The following is a 16557-nucleotide window of genomic DNA, read 5'->3' on the forward strand; positions in this document are numbered from 1 at the left end:
GGGCTGGGCGCTGCGCGCCCGCCGCTGCAGGCGAAACGGCAAGCCGTTCCGAAGAACTCGCGGACTCGGTCGAAGCGCTGCGCGCCTTCGCGGTTGCATCTGTTATTCGATCGCGCTCAATTTGCAATTTGCAATCGAGAATTTTTCGAGGGCGGTCGAACCGAAACCGGCTCGCCGATGCATGGTGTATTCAGCGAAACCGGTTTCGGATCAATCGCATTCAAGTCATTCGTTACGGGATCGCTCGGATTCTGCATCGAGCGCAGCGGGCCGAATCTGCTCCCACAGCGCCGGGTTGATTCCCGCGTTGTATGCGCGTTCGAGCAGCTGCCCCAAGGAATGATCGGGGGCGAGCCCACGGGCAACGTTCATTGCCTCCCGCGCCGGCACCGCCTCCCCGGAGCCCACCGACTCCAACCCCGGCTACGTCACCCCGCTCGTGCGCAAGCTCGCTGGCGAGAACGGCATCGACCTCTCCACCCTCACGGGAACCGGAGTCGGCGGCCGCATCCGCAAGCAGGACGTCCTCGACGCGGTCGAGGCCGCCAAGTCGGCTCCGGCCGCCCCGGTCTCGGCGCCCGCCGCCGCGGCCGCCAAGGCCGCGCGCACCCCGCTCGAGACGTCGCCCCTCCGCGGCACCACGCAGCCGATGTCGCGCCTGCGGAAGGTCCTCGCGCAGCGCGCCGTCGAGTCGATGCAGACGAGCGCCCAGCTCACCTCGGTCATCGAGGTCGACGTCACGGCGGTCGCCCGCTTCCGCGACTCGGTCAAGAAGAGCTTCCAGGAGAAGACCGGCGCCAAGCTGTCCTTCCTCCCGTTCTTCGCCCTCGCGGCGGCCGAGGCGCTCAAGGCCTACCCGGTGATCAACTCGACCCTCGACGGCGAGTCGATCGTCTACCCGGACCACGAGAACATCAGCATCGCCGTCGACACCGAGCGCGGCCTGCTGACCCCGGTCCTCAAGAACGCGTCCGAGCTGAACCTCGCGCAGATCGCCTCCACCATCGGAGACCTGGCCGAGCGCACCCGCAACAACAAGCTGAAGCCCGACGAGCTCGCCGGCGGCACCTTCACGCTGACCAACACCGGTTCACGCGGGGCCCTGTTCGACACTCCCGTCGTGTTCCTGCCGCAGACCGCGATCCTCGGCACCGGCATCGTCACCAAGAAGCCGGCCGTCGTGCAGGTGGACGGTGCTGACGCCATCGCGATCCGCTCGACCGTCTTCCTCGCGCTCTCGTACGACCACCGCACGGTCGACGGAGCCGACGCGGCGCGCTTCCTGGTCGCGATCAAGGAGCGCCTCGAGGAGGGCTCGTTCGAGAACGACCTCGGCATCTGACACGCTCCCCCTGAGCGCGCCTCTCACGAGGCCGCTCCGGTGTAGACGTCGCGGATGAGCCAGCCGGCCTCCGTCCTGATGATCAGGACGGAGGCCGCTGTCGTCCCCGGGGCCGTCCGGAGGTGCACGACCGCCGATGCCCCGTTCACGTCGACGAGGACGGCCGACGCCTCCCCCGTCGCCGGGACAGCGGAGGCGGGGCCGTCCGCTGCGTCGCCGAGCGGCGAGTCCGCCGTGACCAGACCGCGGGCGCACTCCCGGTCCCCGCACGCGCGCACCGCGTCGATCAGCACCTCCGCCGCCTGCTCGGCGTCGAGTGAGGTCGCCGCGACCGGAGCCGGCGGTGCCGCGGTCGCCACCGCCGGCGGAGCCGACCGAGCCGGAACGGGCGCGGCTGCGGTCGACGCCTCCGCATCCTGCACCTGCCGATCGGGCCCGCCCGCGAGCGAACCGGCGAGCACCGCTCCCAGCACGATCGCCGTCCCGACGGAGAGCGGTCCCCGACGCCGGACGACGAACGCCCGGAGGCGGTCCTGCCAGCCGTCGAGCGGATGGACCCGCCTGTGCCGGGCAGCCGGAGCGGGCACCGCCTCCCGACCCCGTGCATCCGCGCCGGACGTCGGCAGCGCCCGCACCGCCTCGCCTATCCCCTGCGGATCAGCGAGTCCGTAGAGGTTGCCCTCCAGCGCCAGCAGGTCGCGGTGCCGCGCGAGGGCGGCGACCGGCAGCTCCGGGCAGAGCATTCCGAGGCGCTCCAGGACCCGCTGCAGCGCGTCGCGCGCCGCACGCGGGGTGTCGACGGCGGGCGTCGTCAGCAGCAGCAGCGGCCGACCCTCCTCCGTCAGGCCGATGTCGTCCGTCGTCGGAGCCAGCCATGCTCCCTCGAGCGCGGCCGACCGGACCGCGCCCACCACGGGGGCGAGGAGGGTGACCGCGGCGCCGAGTGCGATCCCCCGCTCGACCCGCAGGAACCTCTCGAGTGTGGCGACGACGGGAGGGGCGGTCGAGACGATGCGCCTCCTCGGAGACGACTCCACCCGGACGATGCGCTCGCGGTGGCGGTGCTCGGCGAGCCGAGCCACCGCCGACACCTGTAGCGCCTCGGCCTCCCGCGGCCGCATCGTCCGCTCGGCCGGCGGTGCGGCATTCGGCGCAGGCGTCCGCCGCCTCCCCGTCCGCACTCCGCCGATCCTCCGGCCCTGGACCGTCCCGCTGCTCGTCATGAGGCGAGCCTGACCGCAGGTCGGGGCGGAGGACGCCCGTCGATCCCGATCGGTGGACGGATCGGCGCACGTGCCCTCTGTGGAGGAGTCGGATCCGCGTCCGGGGTCCGCCGCCGCGCTCCCGCTCGGTATCCTTGACGTCATGGCACGCAGCACGGAACCGTCGACGAAGGCGGTCAAGGAACCCGGACGTCTCAAGCAGATGTGGCAGGTGTTCCAGATGACCCGCCGCTACGACAGCAGCGCCGTCTGGATCATCCTCCTCGCGCTCCTGCTCCCGATCCTGCTCGGCGTGCTCCTCGGCATCCTGCTCGGCAACGGCAACGGCTTCGTGATCGCGCTGTGGATCATCGTGGGCGTGATGGCCGGCCTGGTCGCCGGACTCGCCGTGCTCTCGCGTCGCGCCGAGCGCGCCGCCTACGGGCAGATCGCCGGGCAGCCCGGCGCGGTCGGCGCCGTCCTGCGCAGCGGACTGCGCGGCACCTGGACTGGCGGGGAGATGCCCGTCGCCGTCAACGGTAAGACCCAGGACGCCGTCTACCGCGCCGTCGGCCGCGGAGGCGTCGTGCTGATCGCGGAGGGCCCCGCCTCCCGGACCAAGCGCATGCTCGAGGACGAGCGGCGCAAGGTGTCGCGGATCCTGCCGAACGTCCCCGTCACCTTCGTGCACGTCGGCTCCGACGCCGATGCGACTCCGCTGCACAAGGTGCCGAGCCGCCTCTCGAAGACGAAGAAGGTCCTCACCAAGGCCGAGGTCCTCGCGGTGAAGAACCGGCTCTCCTCGCTCAACACGTCGCTGCCCATCCCGAAGGGCGTCGACCCCTTCAAGGTGCGCCCTCAGCGATCGCGCTGACGCACGACGCGACAGGCCGGTCGGGATCTCTCCCGGCCGGCCTGTCGCGTCTGCGGCGCGAGTCAGTAGCGGACGAGAACCGTCCCGGCCACCTTGTCGTGGAAGCCGCGCTGGTCCGAGTCCCAGACGAGCGCCGGCACCAGCACGGCCAGCAGCACAGAGCGCACGATCGGGCGCCACACGCCGACCCAGCCCCCGCCGAGACGGATGACGCGCATCCCGAGCAGGCGGTGCCCGATGCTGCCGCCGATGGTGGGGATGAAGACGACCTGCAGCAGGACGAACAGCAGCAGGCTCGCCCAGCGGTCGTAGTCGAAGAACGCGAGCGACAGCAGAGCGGCGACGGCGAAGTCGACGGCCAGGGCGGCGATGCGGCGGCCGGACCGTCCGACCGAGAGGCGGCCCTCTCGGGGGAGGCCGAGACGCTCCCCCGGGTACGAGCTCGGGGCGGCGTCGGCGAAGGTCCTGCGGTCGGCGGCTGGCATCCTCCGATCCTATCCGCGGCGTCTCGGAGCGGACCGAGGAGCGGGTGGTCCGGCAGACGACGTGGAGCCCGACCCCGGACCGGCCCCGTAACATGTCGGAAACAACAGGGACACGGTGGGGAAACCCCCCGTCACTACCCTGGAACGGCTGCGCTCTGCAGCACCCCGTTACGCCATTGGAGACCTTTGCATGTTTAAAGATTCTTCCGAGGTGCTCTCGTTCATCAAGGACACGGACGTCAAGTTCCTCGACATCCGGTTCACCGATCTCCCCGGTGTCCAGCAGCACTTCAACATCCCCGCCTCGACTGTCGATGAGGAGTTCTTCTCCGTCGGTCAGCTCTTCGACGGGTCCTCGATCCGCGGATTCGCGAACATCCACGAATCGGACATGCAGCTGATCCCTGACGTGACCACCGCCTACGTGGACCCGTTCCGCGTCGAGCGCACGCTGATCCTCGTCTTCGACATCTACAACCCGCGCAACGGCGAGATCTACTCGAAGGACCCGCGTCAGGTCGCGAAGAAGGCCGAGAAGTACCTCGCGTCGACCGGCATCGCCGACACCGCGTTCTTCGCCCCCGAGGCGGAGTTCTACATCTTCGACGACGTCCGCTACGAGATCACGCAGAACTCCGCGTTCCACTCCGTCGACTCGGTCGAGGGCGCCTGGAACTCGGGACGCATCGAGGAGGGCGGCAACCTCGGCAACAAGACGCCCTACAAGGGCGGCTACTTCCCGGTGAGCCCCGTCGACAAGCAGGCCGACCTCCGCGACGACATCTGCCTCAAGCTGATCGACGCCGGCCTCATCCTCGAGCGCTCGCACCACGAGGTGGGCACCGGCGGCCAGGCCGAGATCAACTACCGCTTCGACACGATGGTCCACGCGGCGGACGACATCCTGAAGTTCAAGTACATCGTCAAGAACACGGCCGAGCAGTGGGGCAAGACCGCCACGTTCATGCCGAAGCCGCTCTTCGGCGACAACGGCTCGGGCATGCACACCCACCAGTCGCTGTGGAACGACGGCACGCCGCTCTTCTACGACGAGAACGGCTACGGCGGTCTCTCGGACCTCGCGCGCTGGTACATCGGCGGCCTGCTCAAGCACGCCCCCGCCGTCCTCGCGTTCACGAACCCGACGGTCAACTCGTACCACCGCCTGATCCCGGGCTTCGAGGCGCCGGTCAACCTGGTCTACTCGGCCGGCAACCGCTCCGCGTCCATCCGCATCCCGATCACCGGCACGAACCCGAAGGCCAAGCGCATCGAATTCCGTGCGCCCGACGCCTCCGGCAACCCGTACCTCGCGTTCGCCGCGCAGCTGATGGCGGGTCTCGACGGCATCAAGAACCGCATCGAGCCGCACGAGCCGGTCGACAAGGACCTCTACGAGCTGCCCCCCGAGGAGGCGAAGCTCATCCCGCAGGTCCCCGCGACCCTGGGCGAGGCTCTCGACGCCCTCGAGGCCGACCACGACTTCCTCCTCCAGGGCGGCGTGTTCACTCAGGAGCTCATCGACACCTGGATCGAGTACAAGCGCGAGAAGGAGATCAAGCCCCTCGCGCAGCGTCCTCACCCGTTCGAGTTCGAGCTGTACTACGGGGTCTGATCCCGCAGCACTGCCGAAGGGCCGTTCCTCCTCGGAGGGGCGGCCCTTCGCCGTCCCGGCGCGCGGGCGTCAGCGGTAGGAGGGAGCGTCTCCCGCGGCCGGCCCGTAGAACAGGCGCTCGAAGACCGCGCGTGAGCGGCGGGTCACGCCGAGGTAGTCGTCCTCGAGTGCCGTCGCGGACCCGGCCGGATACTCGAGCAGGCGCGCGACGCCCTCGAGCTGCCGGCGGTCGGTCGGGAGGACGTCGCTGGTGCGGTTGCCCCAGAGCGTGGTGCCCGAGCGGACACGGGACGCGAGGATCCACGCGGCGCGCAGCCGATCCGCGTCCTGCGGGCCGATCATGCCCTCCTCCTCCGCGACCGCGAGGGCGGTGAGGGTCGAGGTCGTCCGGAGCGCCGGGGTCCGCCGCGCGTGCTGCAGCTGGAGGAGCTGCACCAGCCACTCGACGTCGCTCAGCGATCCACGGCCGAGCTTGAGGTGACGGCGGGGGTCGGCGCCCTGCGGCAGACGCTCGCTCTCGACCCGTGCCTTGATCCGCTTCACCTCGCGGATGTCGCGGTCGGAGACCGCTCCCGGGTAGCGGACCCCGTCAGCCAGCTCCTCGAAGTCCTCGATGAGCGCCTGGTCCCCCGCCACTCCCCGCGCCCGGAGCAGCGCCTGCGCCTCCCAGGTCAGCGACCAGCGGGCGTAGTAGGCGCGGTAGGAGTCGAGGGAGCGCATGAGGGGCCCGTTCTTGCCCTCGGGCCGCAGGTCGGCGTCGAGGTCGAGCGGCAGGCGGGAGTCCTCCGTGAGCCGGACCAGCTCGGCGACGACGAACTGCGAGTAGAGCTGGGCCTGGTGCGGCTCGGCGGTGCCGGGTCGCTGGACGTACATCACGTCGGCGTCGGAGCCGAAGCCCAGCTCCGCCCCTCCGTACCGGCCCATGCCGATGATCGCGAACTCCGCGTCGGCGCCGGGCCGGGTCGCACTGCCGCGCCGGATGGCGGCGAGCACGCCGCCCAGCAGTGCGCTGATGATGTCGGTGAGGCTGGTCGCGATCTCCTCGATCGAGCTGAGACCGAGCACGCCCCCCATGGCGGTCCGCAGCACCTCGCGCCGGCGCATCGAGCGGAGGACCGAGGCGACTGCGTCGGGCGTCTCGTGCCGGGCGAGCACGGCGCGCACCTCCTCGGCGAGCTGGGTGGCGCTGCGGGGGCGGAGGGCGTCGTCGTCCTCGAGCCAGGCCGCCGACTCCGGGATGCGGTCGAGCAGCTCGCCGACGAAGCGCGATCCGGAGAGCACCGTGGTGAGCCGTTTGGCGGCTCCGGACGAGTCGCGCAGCATCCGGAGGAACCAGGGCGTCCCGCCCAGTGCGTCGCTGAGGCGCCGGAACGCGAGCAGGCCGTAGTCGGGGTCCGGTCCGTCGGCGAACCACTGCAGCATCACCGGCACGAGGTGGCGCTGGATGCTCGCGCGGCGCGAGACGCCCGAGGTCATCGCGGCGATGTGGCCGAGCGCCCCGCGGGCGTCCGCGAAGCCGATGGCGGCGAGGCGCGCCTCCGCCTGGCCGGTGGACAGCTCGGCGCCGCCGTCGGAGAGCGCGGCGACCGCGGAGAGCAGCGGACGGTAGAACAGGCGCTCGTGCAGGCCCCGGACGCGGTGCTTGATCCCGTTCCAGACGCTCAGCAGCTCCTCCGCCGTGCGGGCGAGCCCGCTGGAGCGGGCGAGGGTCCGCAGCTCGTGCTCGTCCCGCGGCATCAGGTGCGTGCGTCGCAGGCGCCGCAGCTGGAGGCGGTGCTCGAGCAGCCGGAGTGCTCGGTAGTCCTGCGCGAACTCCTCCGCGGCGGAGCGGCCGATGTACCCGCGGTCGGCGAGGGCGCCCAGGGCGAGCAGAGTCCCGGGCATGCGGATCTCGTCGTCGGTCTGCCCGTGGACGAGCTGGAGCAGCTGCACCGTGAACTCGATGTCGCGCAGTCCGCCGGGCCCGAGCTTGATCTGGTAGTGGACGTCGTTCTGCGGGATGTTCTCGGTGACCCGCTCCCGCATCCGCTGCACCGACTCGACGAAGTTCTCGCGGGAGGCGCTCGACCAGACCTTGGGCGCGACCGCGTCGACGTACGCCCGCCCCAGCTCCTGGTCGCCGGCGAGCGGGCGCGCCTTGAGCAGCGCCTGGAACTCCCAGCTCTTCGCCCACCGGTCGTAGTAGGTGATGTGCGACTCGAGGGTGCGCACGAGCGCGCCCTGCTTGCCCTCCGGGCGCAGGTTCGGGTCGACCTCCCAGAGCTCCGGCTCCATCGCCAGCGCGGAGGTCCCGCGCATGAGGAGCACGGCGAGCCGGGTGGCCACGTCGATCGCACGGGCGTTCGTCAGCTCCTTCTCCGGGTCGCCCTCGGCGACGAAGATCACGTCGACGTCGCTGACGTAGTTGAGCTCGGACGCTCCCGCCTTGCCCATGCCGATGACGGCGAAGCGGGTGGCGGCGACCTCGTCGCGGCCGAAACGACCCGGGCCCGTGCCCTCGACCAGCTCGGTCCGCGCCACGGCGAGGGACGCCTCCAGCGCGGCTCCGGCGAGGTCGGCCAGCGCCCTCGTCACCCGGTCGATCGCCGCGACGGGGTCGGCCTGGCTCAGGTCGTGGACGACGATCCTGGTGAGGAGGCGGCGGTACCGCACGCGCAGCGCCGTCCAGCCCGCCTCCTCCCGGAGCGACGAGAAGCCGTCGACGGCGCCGACCGACTCGAGCAGCTCGGCCTTCATCTCGGCGCGCCCGGGGAGCGTGCGCACCGGCTCGAGCACGCTGGCCAGCTCGTCGGGCCGGCGCTGGAGGAAGTCGGCGAGGCCGGAGGAGGCCCCCACCACCAGAAGCAGCCGGGTCAGGGCCTCGTCGTCGGCGAGGACCGCGTCCATCCGGTCGCGGTGCCGCCGCAGCAGGTCGATCAGAGCGAGCAGCGCCTCGTCCGGGTCCGCCACCCGGGCGAAGGAGGGCAGCACCGACTCGAGCTGCCGCCCGGCGAGCTCCTCCGCCTCGGCCAGCCGCGCCCCGGTCTCGCCGAGCGCGGCGAAGCCGAGGCGTGCGACATCGCGGAGGGAGCGTTCACGGGGCATGGCCGAGGCGTCAGAGCATCTCGAGATTGCTGCGCAGCTCGTACGGCGTGACCTGGGCGCGGTACTCGGCCCAATCCTTCCGCTTGTTGAGCAGCACGAAGTTGAACACCTGCTCGCCCAGCGTCTCGGCCACGAGCTCGGACTCCTCCATCAGCGAGATGGCGCGGTCGAGGCTGGCGGGCAGAGCGCCGTAGCCGAGCGCCCGGCGCTCCGCGTCCGAGAGGGCCCACACGTTGTCCTCGGCCTCGGCCGGGAGCTCGTAGCCCTCCTCGATGCCCTTGAGCCCGGCCGCCAGGAGCAGCGAGTACGCCAGGTAGGGGTTCGCCGCGGAGTCCAGCGCCCGGTACTCGATGCGCGACGACTGCCCCTTGTTGGGCTTGTAGAGCGGAACGCGCACGAGGGCGGACCGGTTGTTGTGGCCCCACGAGACGTAGCTGGGCGCCTCGTCGCCGCCCCAGAGCCGCTTGTAGGAGTTGACGAACTGGTTCGTCACGGCGGTGATCTCGGGGGCGTGCTTGAGCAGGCCCGCGATGAACTGACGGCCGAGCTTCGAGAGCTGGTACTGGGCGCCCTGCTCGTAGAACACGTTCACGTCGCCCTCGAAGAGCGAGAGATGCGTGTGCATGCCCGAGCCGGGGTGCCCGGAGAGCGGCTTCGGCATGAACGTCGCGTAGACGCCCTGCTCGATCGCCACCTCCTTGATCACGGTGCGGAAGGTCATGATGTTGTCGGCCGTGGTGAGCGCGTCCGCGTAGCGGAGGTCGATCTCGTTCTGGCCGGGGCCCGCCTCGTGGTGGCTGAACTCGACCGAGATGCCCAGATCCTCCAGCATGCGCACGGAGCGGCGGCGGAAGTCGTGCGCCGTGCCTCCGGGGACGTTGTCGAAGTACCCGGCGGAGTCGACCGGCTCCGGACCCTCGGCGCCGAAGGACGACGACTTGAGGAGGTAGAACTCGATCTCGGGGTGCGTGTAGAAGGTGAACCCGCGCTCGGCCGCCTTCGCCAGCGTGCGCTTGAGCACGTTGCGCGGGTCGGCGACGGCGGGCTGGCCGTCGGGCGTCGTGATGTCGCAGAACATCCGCGCCGTCGGGTCGATCTCTCCGCGCCACGGGAGGATCTGGAAGGTCGACGGGTCCGGATGCGCGAGGACGTCGGCCTCGAAGGAGCGGGTGAGGCCCTCGATGGCGGAGCCGTCGAAGCCGAGCCCCTCCGCGAACGCGCCCTCCACCTCGGCCGGCGCGATCGCGACCGACTTCAGCGTGCCGACGACGTCGGTGAACCAGAGGCGAACGAATTTGATCCCTCGCTCTTCAATGGTACGAAGAACGAAGTCCCGTTGCTTGTCCATCCAGACCCCTCCTGTTTCGACCCTCAGGCTACTGCCTCCGACCGGGGCCCGCGGGGCGCCCGAGGCGCGCCGTAGACTGGCGCCCATGTCAGCGCAGCCCGTGAAACGCGTTCGAACCCGCCACTTCCAGAACGCGAAGGACTCCGGTGTCCGCATCACCGGGCTGACCAGCTACGACCAGCTCACGGCGAAGATCTTTGACGACGCCGGGATCGACTTCCTCCTCGTGGGCGACTCCGCCGGCAACACGGTGCTCGGCTACGACACCACTCTGCCCGTCACCGTCGACGAGCTCATCCCGCTGGCGCGCGCCGTCGCCGGGGCCGTCGAGCGCGCCTTCGTCGTCGCCGACATGCCCTTCGGCTCCTACGAGTCGGGTGCCGACGACGCGCTGCACACGGCGTTCCGCTTCATGAAGGAGACGCACGCGCACGCGGTGAAGCTCGAGGGCGGAGTCCGCTCCGCCGAGCAGATCCGGCGCATCGTCGAGGCGGGCATCCCCGTGATGGCGCACATCGGCTTCACGCCGCAGAGCGAGCACGGGCTCGGCGGTCACATGGTCCAGGGGCGCGGCGAGGGCATCGAGCAGCTGCTCGCCGACGCGCGCGCCGTCCAGGAGGCCGGGGCGTTCGCCGTCGTCCTCGAGATGGTGCCCGCGGACGCGGCACATCAGGTGACGGAGGAGCTGCGCATCCCGACGATCGGAGTCGGAGCGGGACCGCACGTCGACGGACAGCTGCTCGTGTGGACGGACTTCGCCGGATTCACCACCGGCCGCATCCCCCGCTTCGTGAAGCAGTACGCGGATCTGCGCGGCGTGCTCACCGGAGCGGTCACCGCGTACCGGGACGACGTGGAGTCCGGCGCCTACCCCGGCGCCGAGCACAGCTACGAGTAGCCGCGGTCAGCGGTCCTCGGCGGCGTCCTCCTCGGCCCACTTGCGGCTGTTCTCGTGCAGCCGCTCGAGGGCGTGCTCCGCCTCCTCGCGAGAGGAGAAGGGTCCCACCCGGTCGACGGAGGGGGACACGAATCCCTGCTCCACCGTGCCGGCCTTGAGGTTGTACCACCAGGAGTTCGCGTCGCCGTCAGCCATGCCGCGATCCTACGCCGCAGCCCGCGTCGGTCCGCACCCCCGCCCTTCGCTAGCATGGCCGCTATGACTGCTGCGGCGACCGCCATCGGGATCGACATCGGGGGAACGGGCATCAAGGGGGCCTCGGTGGACCTGGCCGCGGGCACCCTGCTCAGCGACCGGATGAAGCTCGCCACTCCCCCGGGAGGCACGCCGAAGGACATCGTCGCCACCGTCCAGCAGATCCTCGAGAAGATCCCGGACCTGCCCTCGGACACCCCGGTCGGCATCTGCTTCCCCGCCGTCGTCGTCCACGGACGGACGATGTCGGCGGCGAACGTGTCGGACGAGTGGATCGGCCTCGAGGCCGAGAAGCTGTTCGAGGACGCGATCGGCCGGAACATCTTCTTCGTCAACGACGCCGATGCGGCGGGCTACGCCGAGTCGCGCTTCGGAGCGGCGAAGGACAAGGAGGGCCTGGTCATCATGACCACCCTCGGCACCGGAATCGGGACGGCGCAGATCCACGACGGGATCCTCATCCCCAACGCCGAGCTCGGCCACCTCGAGATCCACGGCGGCGACTACGAGAAGAAGGCCTCGTTCGCCGCCAAGGAGCGTGACGACCTCGACTACAAGCACTGGGCGAAGCGCCTGCAGCGCTACTACTCCCACCTCGAGGCGCTGCTCTGGCCCGATCTCTTCATCGTCGGCGGCGGCATCTCCAAGCACCACGACGAGTTCCTCCCGCTGCTCGACCTGCGCACCCCGATCATCCCGGCGGCGCTCCGCAACAACGCCGGCATCCTCGGCGCGGCCGCGCTCGCAGGACGGGGCTGAGTCTTTTTTCTCGGCGGTCCCCGCCCGCCGAGGCGCGGTCGGCCTCGGGAGGTGACGCGTTCCGGGGAGCGGGGTGCGGACGGCTACGGCGCAACGCCGGCACGCGTTCCGCCGGTTCGCCTCGTGCGTGGCGCCGTGGCGCACGGGCGTGATCGGACCTTCGAGGTCCAGTCGTCGCGGTGAGCCACGACGGGGCGGGGCACCTGGTCCTCGGCGGTCGATCCGCAGCGGCGTCTCGGGACCGTCCTCCGGGACCGTCGCCTGCCGGACGTCGTGATGCACCGCTTCGTCCGCAGGAGGCAGCGGGAGAGATGGACTGCGCCAGTCTCAACGAGTAGCCGCGCAAGGGTGTATCGAGACCCGGGAACCGCCCCCGCAGGCCGTCGCGCTGACTGCGGGCGGGAGCGCGAAGAAACCGGCGGAGACGCGAGATGCCCCGCCGGGGCGGGGCATCTCGTGGCGAAGGGGTCGGCTGATACGCCGGGTTCTGTTCACGCCGCGCCTCTCGGCGGGCGCTGGACGGCCATCTCTCTCGGAGCCACGTCGCCGTGACCCTCCAGCGGTCTACCCGAGGACCCGACGAGCAGCCGCATCGTCCTCTGTCTGACCTTGCTCCGGGCGAGGTTTACCGAGCGGACCGGATCACTCCGGCCCCTGGTGGTCTCTTACACCACCGTTTCACCCTTACCGCCGGCCGGAGCCGACGGCGGTCTGTTCTCTGTGGCACTGTCTCGCGGGTCGCCCCGGGTGGGTGTTGCCCACCGCCCTGCTCTGCGGAGCCCGGACGTTCCTCGGCACCACGGCTCTCGCCGCGATGACGCGACCGTCTTGCCGGCCCGTTCGCCCGTCCAGTGTACGGCTCAGGCGAGGGTGGACTCCTCGCCGCGCACCAGGATGCAGCCGCTGTCGGGGCAGAGGACGACCTCGTCGGGAGCGGAGGCGCGGATCCAGGAGAGGTCCGACTCGGTGAGGGCCACGCCGCTCCCCTCCGACACCTTCCCGCGGAGGAGGGCCGCGCCGACTCCGTAGCGGGCGCGCTGCTTCTCGTACAGCTCGACCAGGTCCTCCGGAAGGGTCGTCACCAGGTCCGCCCGGTCCCGGGCGAGCGCCTCCTGCTTGTCGCGGAGCTTCTCGGCCTGCGCGTCGCGCTCCTCGGCGAGGGTCCCGAGCGAGGCGACGACCTCGTCGCGCTCGGCCTGAGCCGCGGCGACCTCGGACTCGATGCCCTCGATCCGCTCCATCAGCGTCAGCTCGATGTCCTCGAGGTCTCCCCGTCGCTTCACGAGGGAGGTGATCTCGCTCTCGAGCGCGGCGATGTCCTTGGCCGCGGATGCGGTCTGCAGGCGGTCGCGATCGCGGGTGAGCCGCTTCTCGACCACGCTGACGTCGGACTCGATGCGCCCGAGCTCGGTGCGCACGTCCTCGAGGCGCCCTGTGCGCTCGGCGAGGGAGCGGCGGGTCTCGTTGTCGCGGGCCTGCATCGCCTGGATCCGCGCGATCTGCGGGAGCGTCGCGAGGGCGTGGCGCAGCTGCGCGCCCCTCGTGTCCAGACTCGCCAGAGTCAGGAGTTCGCGCTGGTGTGCGGGGCTGGCTTTCACGTGGCGGTCCTCGTTCCCGGCGCGCAGTACGGGCGCGCCGCGTCCATTCTCCCGTGCCCGCGGCGGGTCAGTGCACGATCGCGAAATCCCACGGGTCGGTGCGGGTCTCGCTCACCTCGACGGTGACCGTGGGCAGGGCCTCCCGCAGCGCGGTCGCGGCGACGTCGAGCCACAGCCACTCGCTCGCCCAGTGCGAGACGTCGATGAGGGCGGGCCCGGTGCCGTGCAGGGCCTTCTCGCGCGCCTCGGAGGCCGGGTGGTGCCGGAGGTCGGCGGTGATGAAGACGTCGCTCGTGCGGACGGCGGGAGCGTCCAGGAGCGAGTCCCCCGCTCCCCCGCAGAGCGACACGCGGCGCACGGGCGTCTCGTAGGCGCCCGCGGCCCGCACTCCCCCTGCGGTGGCCGGCAGGAGCTCGGCCACGGCTCCGGCCAGGCGTCCGAGCGTCACCTCCTCGGGCAGGTCGCCCACCCGGCCGAGCCCGACCGACGGGTCGGCGCCCGGGACGAGCGGAGTCGTGCCGGTCAGGCCGAGGCGGGTCGCGATCACGTCCGAGACGCCGTCCGCGACGATGTCGGCGTTCGTGTGGGCCGAGATCAGTGCGCAGCCGCCCCGGACGAGGTCCGCGAGCAGGCGGCCCTTGTAGCCGTCCTCGGCGATCGAGGTGACGCCGCGCAGCAGCAGCGGGTGGTGCGCGACCAGGAGCTGGTAACCGCCGTCGACGGCCTCCGCGACGGTGTCGGAGACCACGTCGACCGTGAGCAGGATCCGCTCCACCGCGGCGTCGGGGTCGCCGGTGACCAGGCCGGGCGCGTCCCAGCTCTCGGCGGCCGCCTCCGGCCAGAGACGGTCGATGACGGCGTGGACGTCGCGCAGTGAGGGCATGCGTCCAGGGTAGGGCCGCTCAGCGCGGGTGGTCGGTTTCCACGGCGCGGATCGCGGCGTCTGCGTCGGCCGCCGCGTCGAGGTCGGCTCGCAGGTGGTCGTCCGACTCCGGCAGGCGGACGGTGATGCCGCCGTACTGCTCGATCTCGAGCAGGCCCGCGACTCCGGAGGCGGCGAGCACGTGGCCGCCGATCCCGTCGGTGGTGTCGACGACGTGCGTGTGCAGGCCGGCGACGCTGATCCCCTGGAACGGCTGCGGGCCGACGATGCCCAGCAGCGTGCCCTCGACGCCGGTCAGCCGGACCTCGTGCTGGTCGTGCATCGCGTCCGCCAGGCGGCGGTAGGGCTCCGCCCGCGCGATCGGCCGGCGCAGGGTCGGCGTCTCCGTCCGCGCGCGCAGGCGGACGCCGACGAAGACGTCCGGACAGGGCACGAGCGAGCGCACCGCGGCCGGTCCGCCGAACGGCGCGATCAGGAGCCGTGGCGGCGCACGGTCGGTGGTCCGTGCTTGCCTGGGGACCATGAACGAGTACCTGCCCTGGGCCGTCGCGGCCGCCCTGCTCCTGGCCCTTCTCATCACGGTCGTCGCCGGCCGCCGACGGCGCACTGCGGCGAGAGCGGCGGCGGAGCAGGCCGCGGAGGAGGCCTCGGAGGAGCACCAGCGCACGATCGCCGAGCGCGACCGGAGCCACGAGGCGGCGCTCAAGGCACTGACGCGCGCGCGCGACGCCGAGCGCGACCTCAGTCGGAACGAGCTCGAGACGGCGCAGGAGGAGGTCGAGCAGACCCGTGACGCGCTCGCCAGGACCTGGAGCAGCGAGGCCGTCTCGCACACCCTGATCCGGGAGGCGTGCGCCTCGGCGGGGCTGTCCGGCGTCCTCGCCACGAACGTCGTCTTCGTACCGGTCGACGCGCGCACGACGCGCCGCTTCCTCGCGCAGATCGACCATCTGCTGCTCACCCGGCACGGCGCGCTCATCATCGAGGCCAAGTACTGGCAGGGGGTCGTCTTCGACGGCGTGCGACCCGGTACCGTCCACCCCTCCTACGGCGTCCTCCTCGACGAGGACGCCCTGCCCGAGGCCTTCGCGGTTCAGATCGCACCGGGGACGGTGTCGCGGTGGACGGTGCGCACGCATGTCGAGCAGCACGTCCCCGCCCGGCAGGTCCGGATCCAGGCCGCGAGGTTCAAGGAGCACCTGGCCCTGAACGGTCTGCCCACGCCGTGGTTCGAGACGGCCGTGCTCTACAGCCACCCCGACGTCAGGACGTACGCGCCCGGATGGCAGGGCACGGGAGCGGCACGGACGAGGATCCTGACGGGAGTCGACGAGCTGACGGACGCTCTGGCCGATCTCGCACGGCGCCCGGGCACCACGATCGGGGAGGACGCCTGGGGCGAGCTCTCCGGATTCCTCGCCGGATGCGGCGGCCATGTGGAGCCGGTCGGGCCGACCCGCGCGTGACCAGCAGGGGGACCCGGTGGCCGGACGGGCACGGTCATGGCTGGCCGCGCCGGCCTGAGCCGGACAGGACGGCGCCGGACAGGACGGCGCCGGACCCTCTAACGCAGGGAACGACGAAGGTCCGCACTCCCGGAGGAGTGCGGACCTGTTCGGTGGATCCGAGGGGATTCGAACCCCTGACCCCCTGCATGCCATGCAGGTGCGCTACCAGCTGCGCCACGGACCCATGTTGTGTTCTGTCTTGCTTCGTGCTGTCTTTCGCTGTCTCCGCCCGGCGGAAGCAACTCGAATAAACTACAACACGATTCGCGTGAAGTGAAATCGAGCGCTGTCGCCGGGCGTGTTCGTCAGTTCGAGGACGTCGACGATTCGACGGCGACAGGCTGCTCGAGGGTGAACGGCACCGTCGGGCAGTCCTTCCAGAGGCGCTCGAGCGAGTAGTACATGCGGTCCTCCTCGTGGAAGACGTGCACGACGAGGTCGCCGAAGTCGAGGAGGATCCAGCGGCCCTCCGCGCGGCCCTCGCGGCGCAGCAGCTTGGCGCCGGAATCGTTCAGGCGGTCCTCCACCTCGTTCGCGATCGCGACCACGTTGCGCTCGGAGCGGCCGGTGGCGAGGAGGAAGATGTCGACCAGCGGCAGCGGCCCCGAGACGTCGAGGGCGACGAGGTCCTCACCGCCCTTGGAGTCGGCGGCGGTGGCCGCGAGCTGGAGCAGGGCGCGGGCGGAATCGGTCGCAGTCATGAAGC

The 16557-nt window shown here is 71.2% G+C and carries 15 protein-coding genes, 1 tRNA gene, 1 other RNA gene and 1 pseudogene; 7 read left to right on the forward strand and 11 right to left on the reverse strand.

Annotated features, from left to right (window positions below; all coding sequences use genetic code 11):
• Both C5C57_RS18320 and sucB read left to right on the forward strand, forming a co-directional pair.
• The coding region (locus C5C57_RS18320; protein ID WP_219827745.1) for a hypothetical protein at nt 1–299 on the forward strand (299 nt) is incomplete at its 5' end.
• Nucleotides 300–388: 89 nt separating this feature from the next.
• Nucleotides 389–1342: pseudogene (sucB, locus tag C5C57_RS04865) on the forward strand (2-oxoglutarate dehydrogenase, E2 component, dihydrolipoamide succinyltransferase); the annotation flags it as partial.
• 23 nt (nt 1343–1365) lie between these two features.
• On the opposite strand, the gene C5C57_RS04870 reads toward sucB, so the two are convergent.
• Nucleotides 1366–2433: a hypothetical protein gene (locus C5C57_RS04870; RefSeq protein WP_104273169.1), complete on the reverse strand. Its 1068-nt coding sequence runs from the start codon at nt 2431–2433 to the stop codon at nt 1366–1368.
• A 274-nt stretch (nt 2434–2707) separates the two neighbouring features.
• Here C5C57_RS04870 and C5C57_RS04875 point away from each other — a divergent pair, with 274 nt between their 5' ends.
• Nucleotides 2708–3418, forward strand: a complete 711-nt coding sequence (locus C5C57_RS04875) for a DUF4191 domain-containing protein (RefSeq protein ID WP_104223728.1) — start codon at nt 2708–2710, stop codon at nt 3416–3418.
• 62 nt (nt 3419–3480) lie between these two features.
• On the opposite strand, the gene C5C57_RS04880 is transcribed toward C5C57_RS04875, so the two are convergent.
• Nucleotides 3481–3903, reverse strand: coding sequence for an RDD family protein (locus C5C57_RS04880; RefSeq protein WP_104223667.1), 423 nt, complete (start codon nt 3901–3903; stop codon nt 3481–3483).
• Between the two features lie 190 nt (nt 3904–4093).
• Between C5C57_RS04880 and glnA the strand changes: the two genes are divergently transcribed.
• Nucleotides 4094–5518 (forward strand): type I glutamate--ammonia ligase, encoded by a 1425-nt coding sequence (gene glnA, locus C5C57_RS04885; RefSeq protein ID WP_104297365.1) that lies wholly within the window; start codon nt 4094–4096, stop codon nt 5516–5518.
• Nucleotides 5519–5587: 69 nt separating this feature from the next.
• Here the strand turns inward: glnA and C5C57_RS04890 are convergent, their stop codons facing one another.
• Together C5C57_RS04890 and C5C57_RS04895 are read right to left on the reverse strand one after the other, a co-directional pair.
• Complete coding sequence (locus C5C57_RS04890; protein WP_104297366.1) at nt 5588–8602, reverse strand: bifunctional [glutamine synthetase] adenylyltransferase/[glutamine synthetase]-adenylyl-L-tyrosine phosphorylase; 3015 nt, start codon at nt 8600–8602, stop codon at nt 5588–5590.
• A gap of 10 nt (nt 8603–8612) precedes the next feature.
• Nucleotides 8613–9950 (reverse strand): glutamine synthetase family protein, encoded by a 1338-nt coding sequence (locus tag C5C57_RS04895; protein ID WP_068253236.1) that lies wholly within the window; start codon nt 9948–9950, stop codon nt 8613–8615.
• Nucleotides 9951–10035: 85 nt separating this feature from the next.
• Here C5C57_RS04895 and panB point away from each other — a divergent pair, with 85 nt between their 5' ends.
• Entirely contained in the window at nt 10036–10848 is an 813-nt protein-coding gene (gene panB, locus C5C57_RS04900) for a 3-methyl-2-oxobutanoate hydroxymethyltransferase (protein WP_104247262.1), read from the forward strand.
• A 6-nt stretch (nt 10849–10854) separates the two neighbouring features.
• Here the strand turns inward: panB and C5C57_RS04905 are convergent, their stop codons facing one another.
• On the reverse strand, nt 10855–11043 hold the full coding sequence (locus C5C57_RS04905) for an SPOR domain-containing protein (RefSeq protein WP_104223671.1): 189 nt from the start codon (nt 11041–11043) through the stop codon (nt 10855–10857).
• A 63-nt stretch (nt 11044–11106) separates the two neighbouring features.
• Here C5C57_RS04905 and ppgK point away from each other — a divergent pair, with 63 nt between their 5' ends.
• The gene (gene ppgK, locus C5C57_RS04910) at nt 11107–11862 is read left to right on the forward strand and encodes a polyphosphate--glucose phosphotransferase (protein WP_104239180.1); all 756 of its coding nucleotides are present in this window, start codon (nt 11107–11109) and stop codon (nt 11860–11862) included.
• Between the two features lie 460 nt (nt 11863–12322).
• Here ppgK and rnpB read toward each other — a convergent pair.
• From rnpB to C5C57_RS18020, 4 genes are all read right to left on the reverse strand, one after another.
• Nucleotides 12323–12701, reverse strand: an RNA gene (gene rnpB, locus C5C57_RS04915) — RNase P RNA component class A.
• 21 nt (nt 12702–12722) lie between these two features.
• On the reverse strand, nt 12723–13460 hold the full coding sequence (locus tag C5C57_RS04920; RefSeq protein ID WP_104226713.1) for a zinc ribbon domain-containing protein: 738 nt from the start codon (nt 13458–13460) through the stop codon (nt 12723–12725).
• A gap of 67 nt (nt 13461–13527) precedes the next feature.
• The gene (locus C5C57_RS04925) at nt 13528–14343 is read right to left on the reverse strand and encodes a Nif3-like dinuclear metal center hexameric protein (RefSeq protein ID WP_104247263.1); all 816 of its coding nucleotides are present in this window, start codon (nt 14341–14343) and stop codon (nt 13528–13530) included.
• 19 nt (nt 14344–14362) lie between these two features.
• On the reverse strand, nt 14363–14866 hold the full coding sequence (locus tag C5C57_RS18020; protein WP_181027152.1) for an acetolactate decarboxylase: 504 nt from the start codon (nt 14864–14866) through the stop codon (nt 14363–14365).
• Here C5C57_RS18020 and C5C57_RS04935 point away from each other — a divergent pair.
• Complete coding sequence (locus C5C57_RS04935; protein WP_104247264.1) at nt 14865–15809, forward strand: nuclease-related domain-containing protein; 945 nt, start codon at nt 14865–14867, stop codon at nt 15807–15809. The two genes, C5C57_RS18020 and C5C57_RS04935, sit on opposite strands and share 2 nt — an antisense overlap.
• Nucleotides 15810–15962: 153 nt before the next feature.
• Here C5C57_RS04935 and C5C57_RS04940 read toward each other — a convergent pair.
• Together C5C57_RS04940 and rsfS are read right to left on the reverse strand one after the other, a co-directional pair.
• Nucleotides 15963–16035: transfer RNA gene (locus C5C57_RS04940), tRNA-Ala, on the reverse strand.
• A gap of 121 nt (nt 16036–16156) precedes the next feature.
• Nucleotides 16157–16552, reverse strand: coding sequence for a ribosome silencing factor (gene rsfS / locus C5C57_RS04945; protein ID WP_104247265.1), 396 nt, complete (start codon nt 16550–16552; stop codon nt 16157–16159).
• Nucleotides 16553–16557 lie beyond the last annotated feature (5 nt).

This window comes from Rathayibacter sp. AY1C5, assembly GCF_002931705.1.
Taxonomy (GTDB): Bacteria; Actinomycetota; Actinomycetes; order Actinomycetales; family Microbacteriaceae; genus Rathayibacter.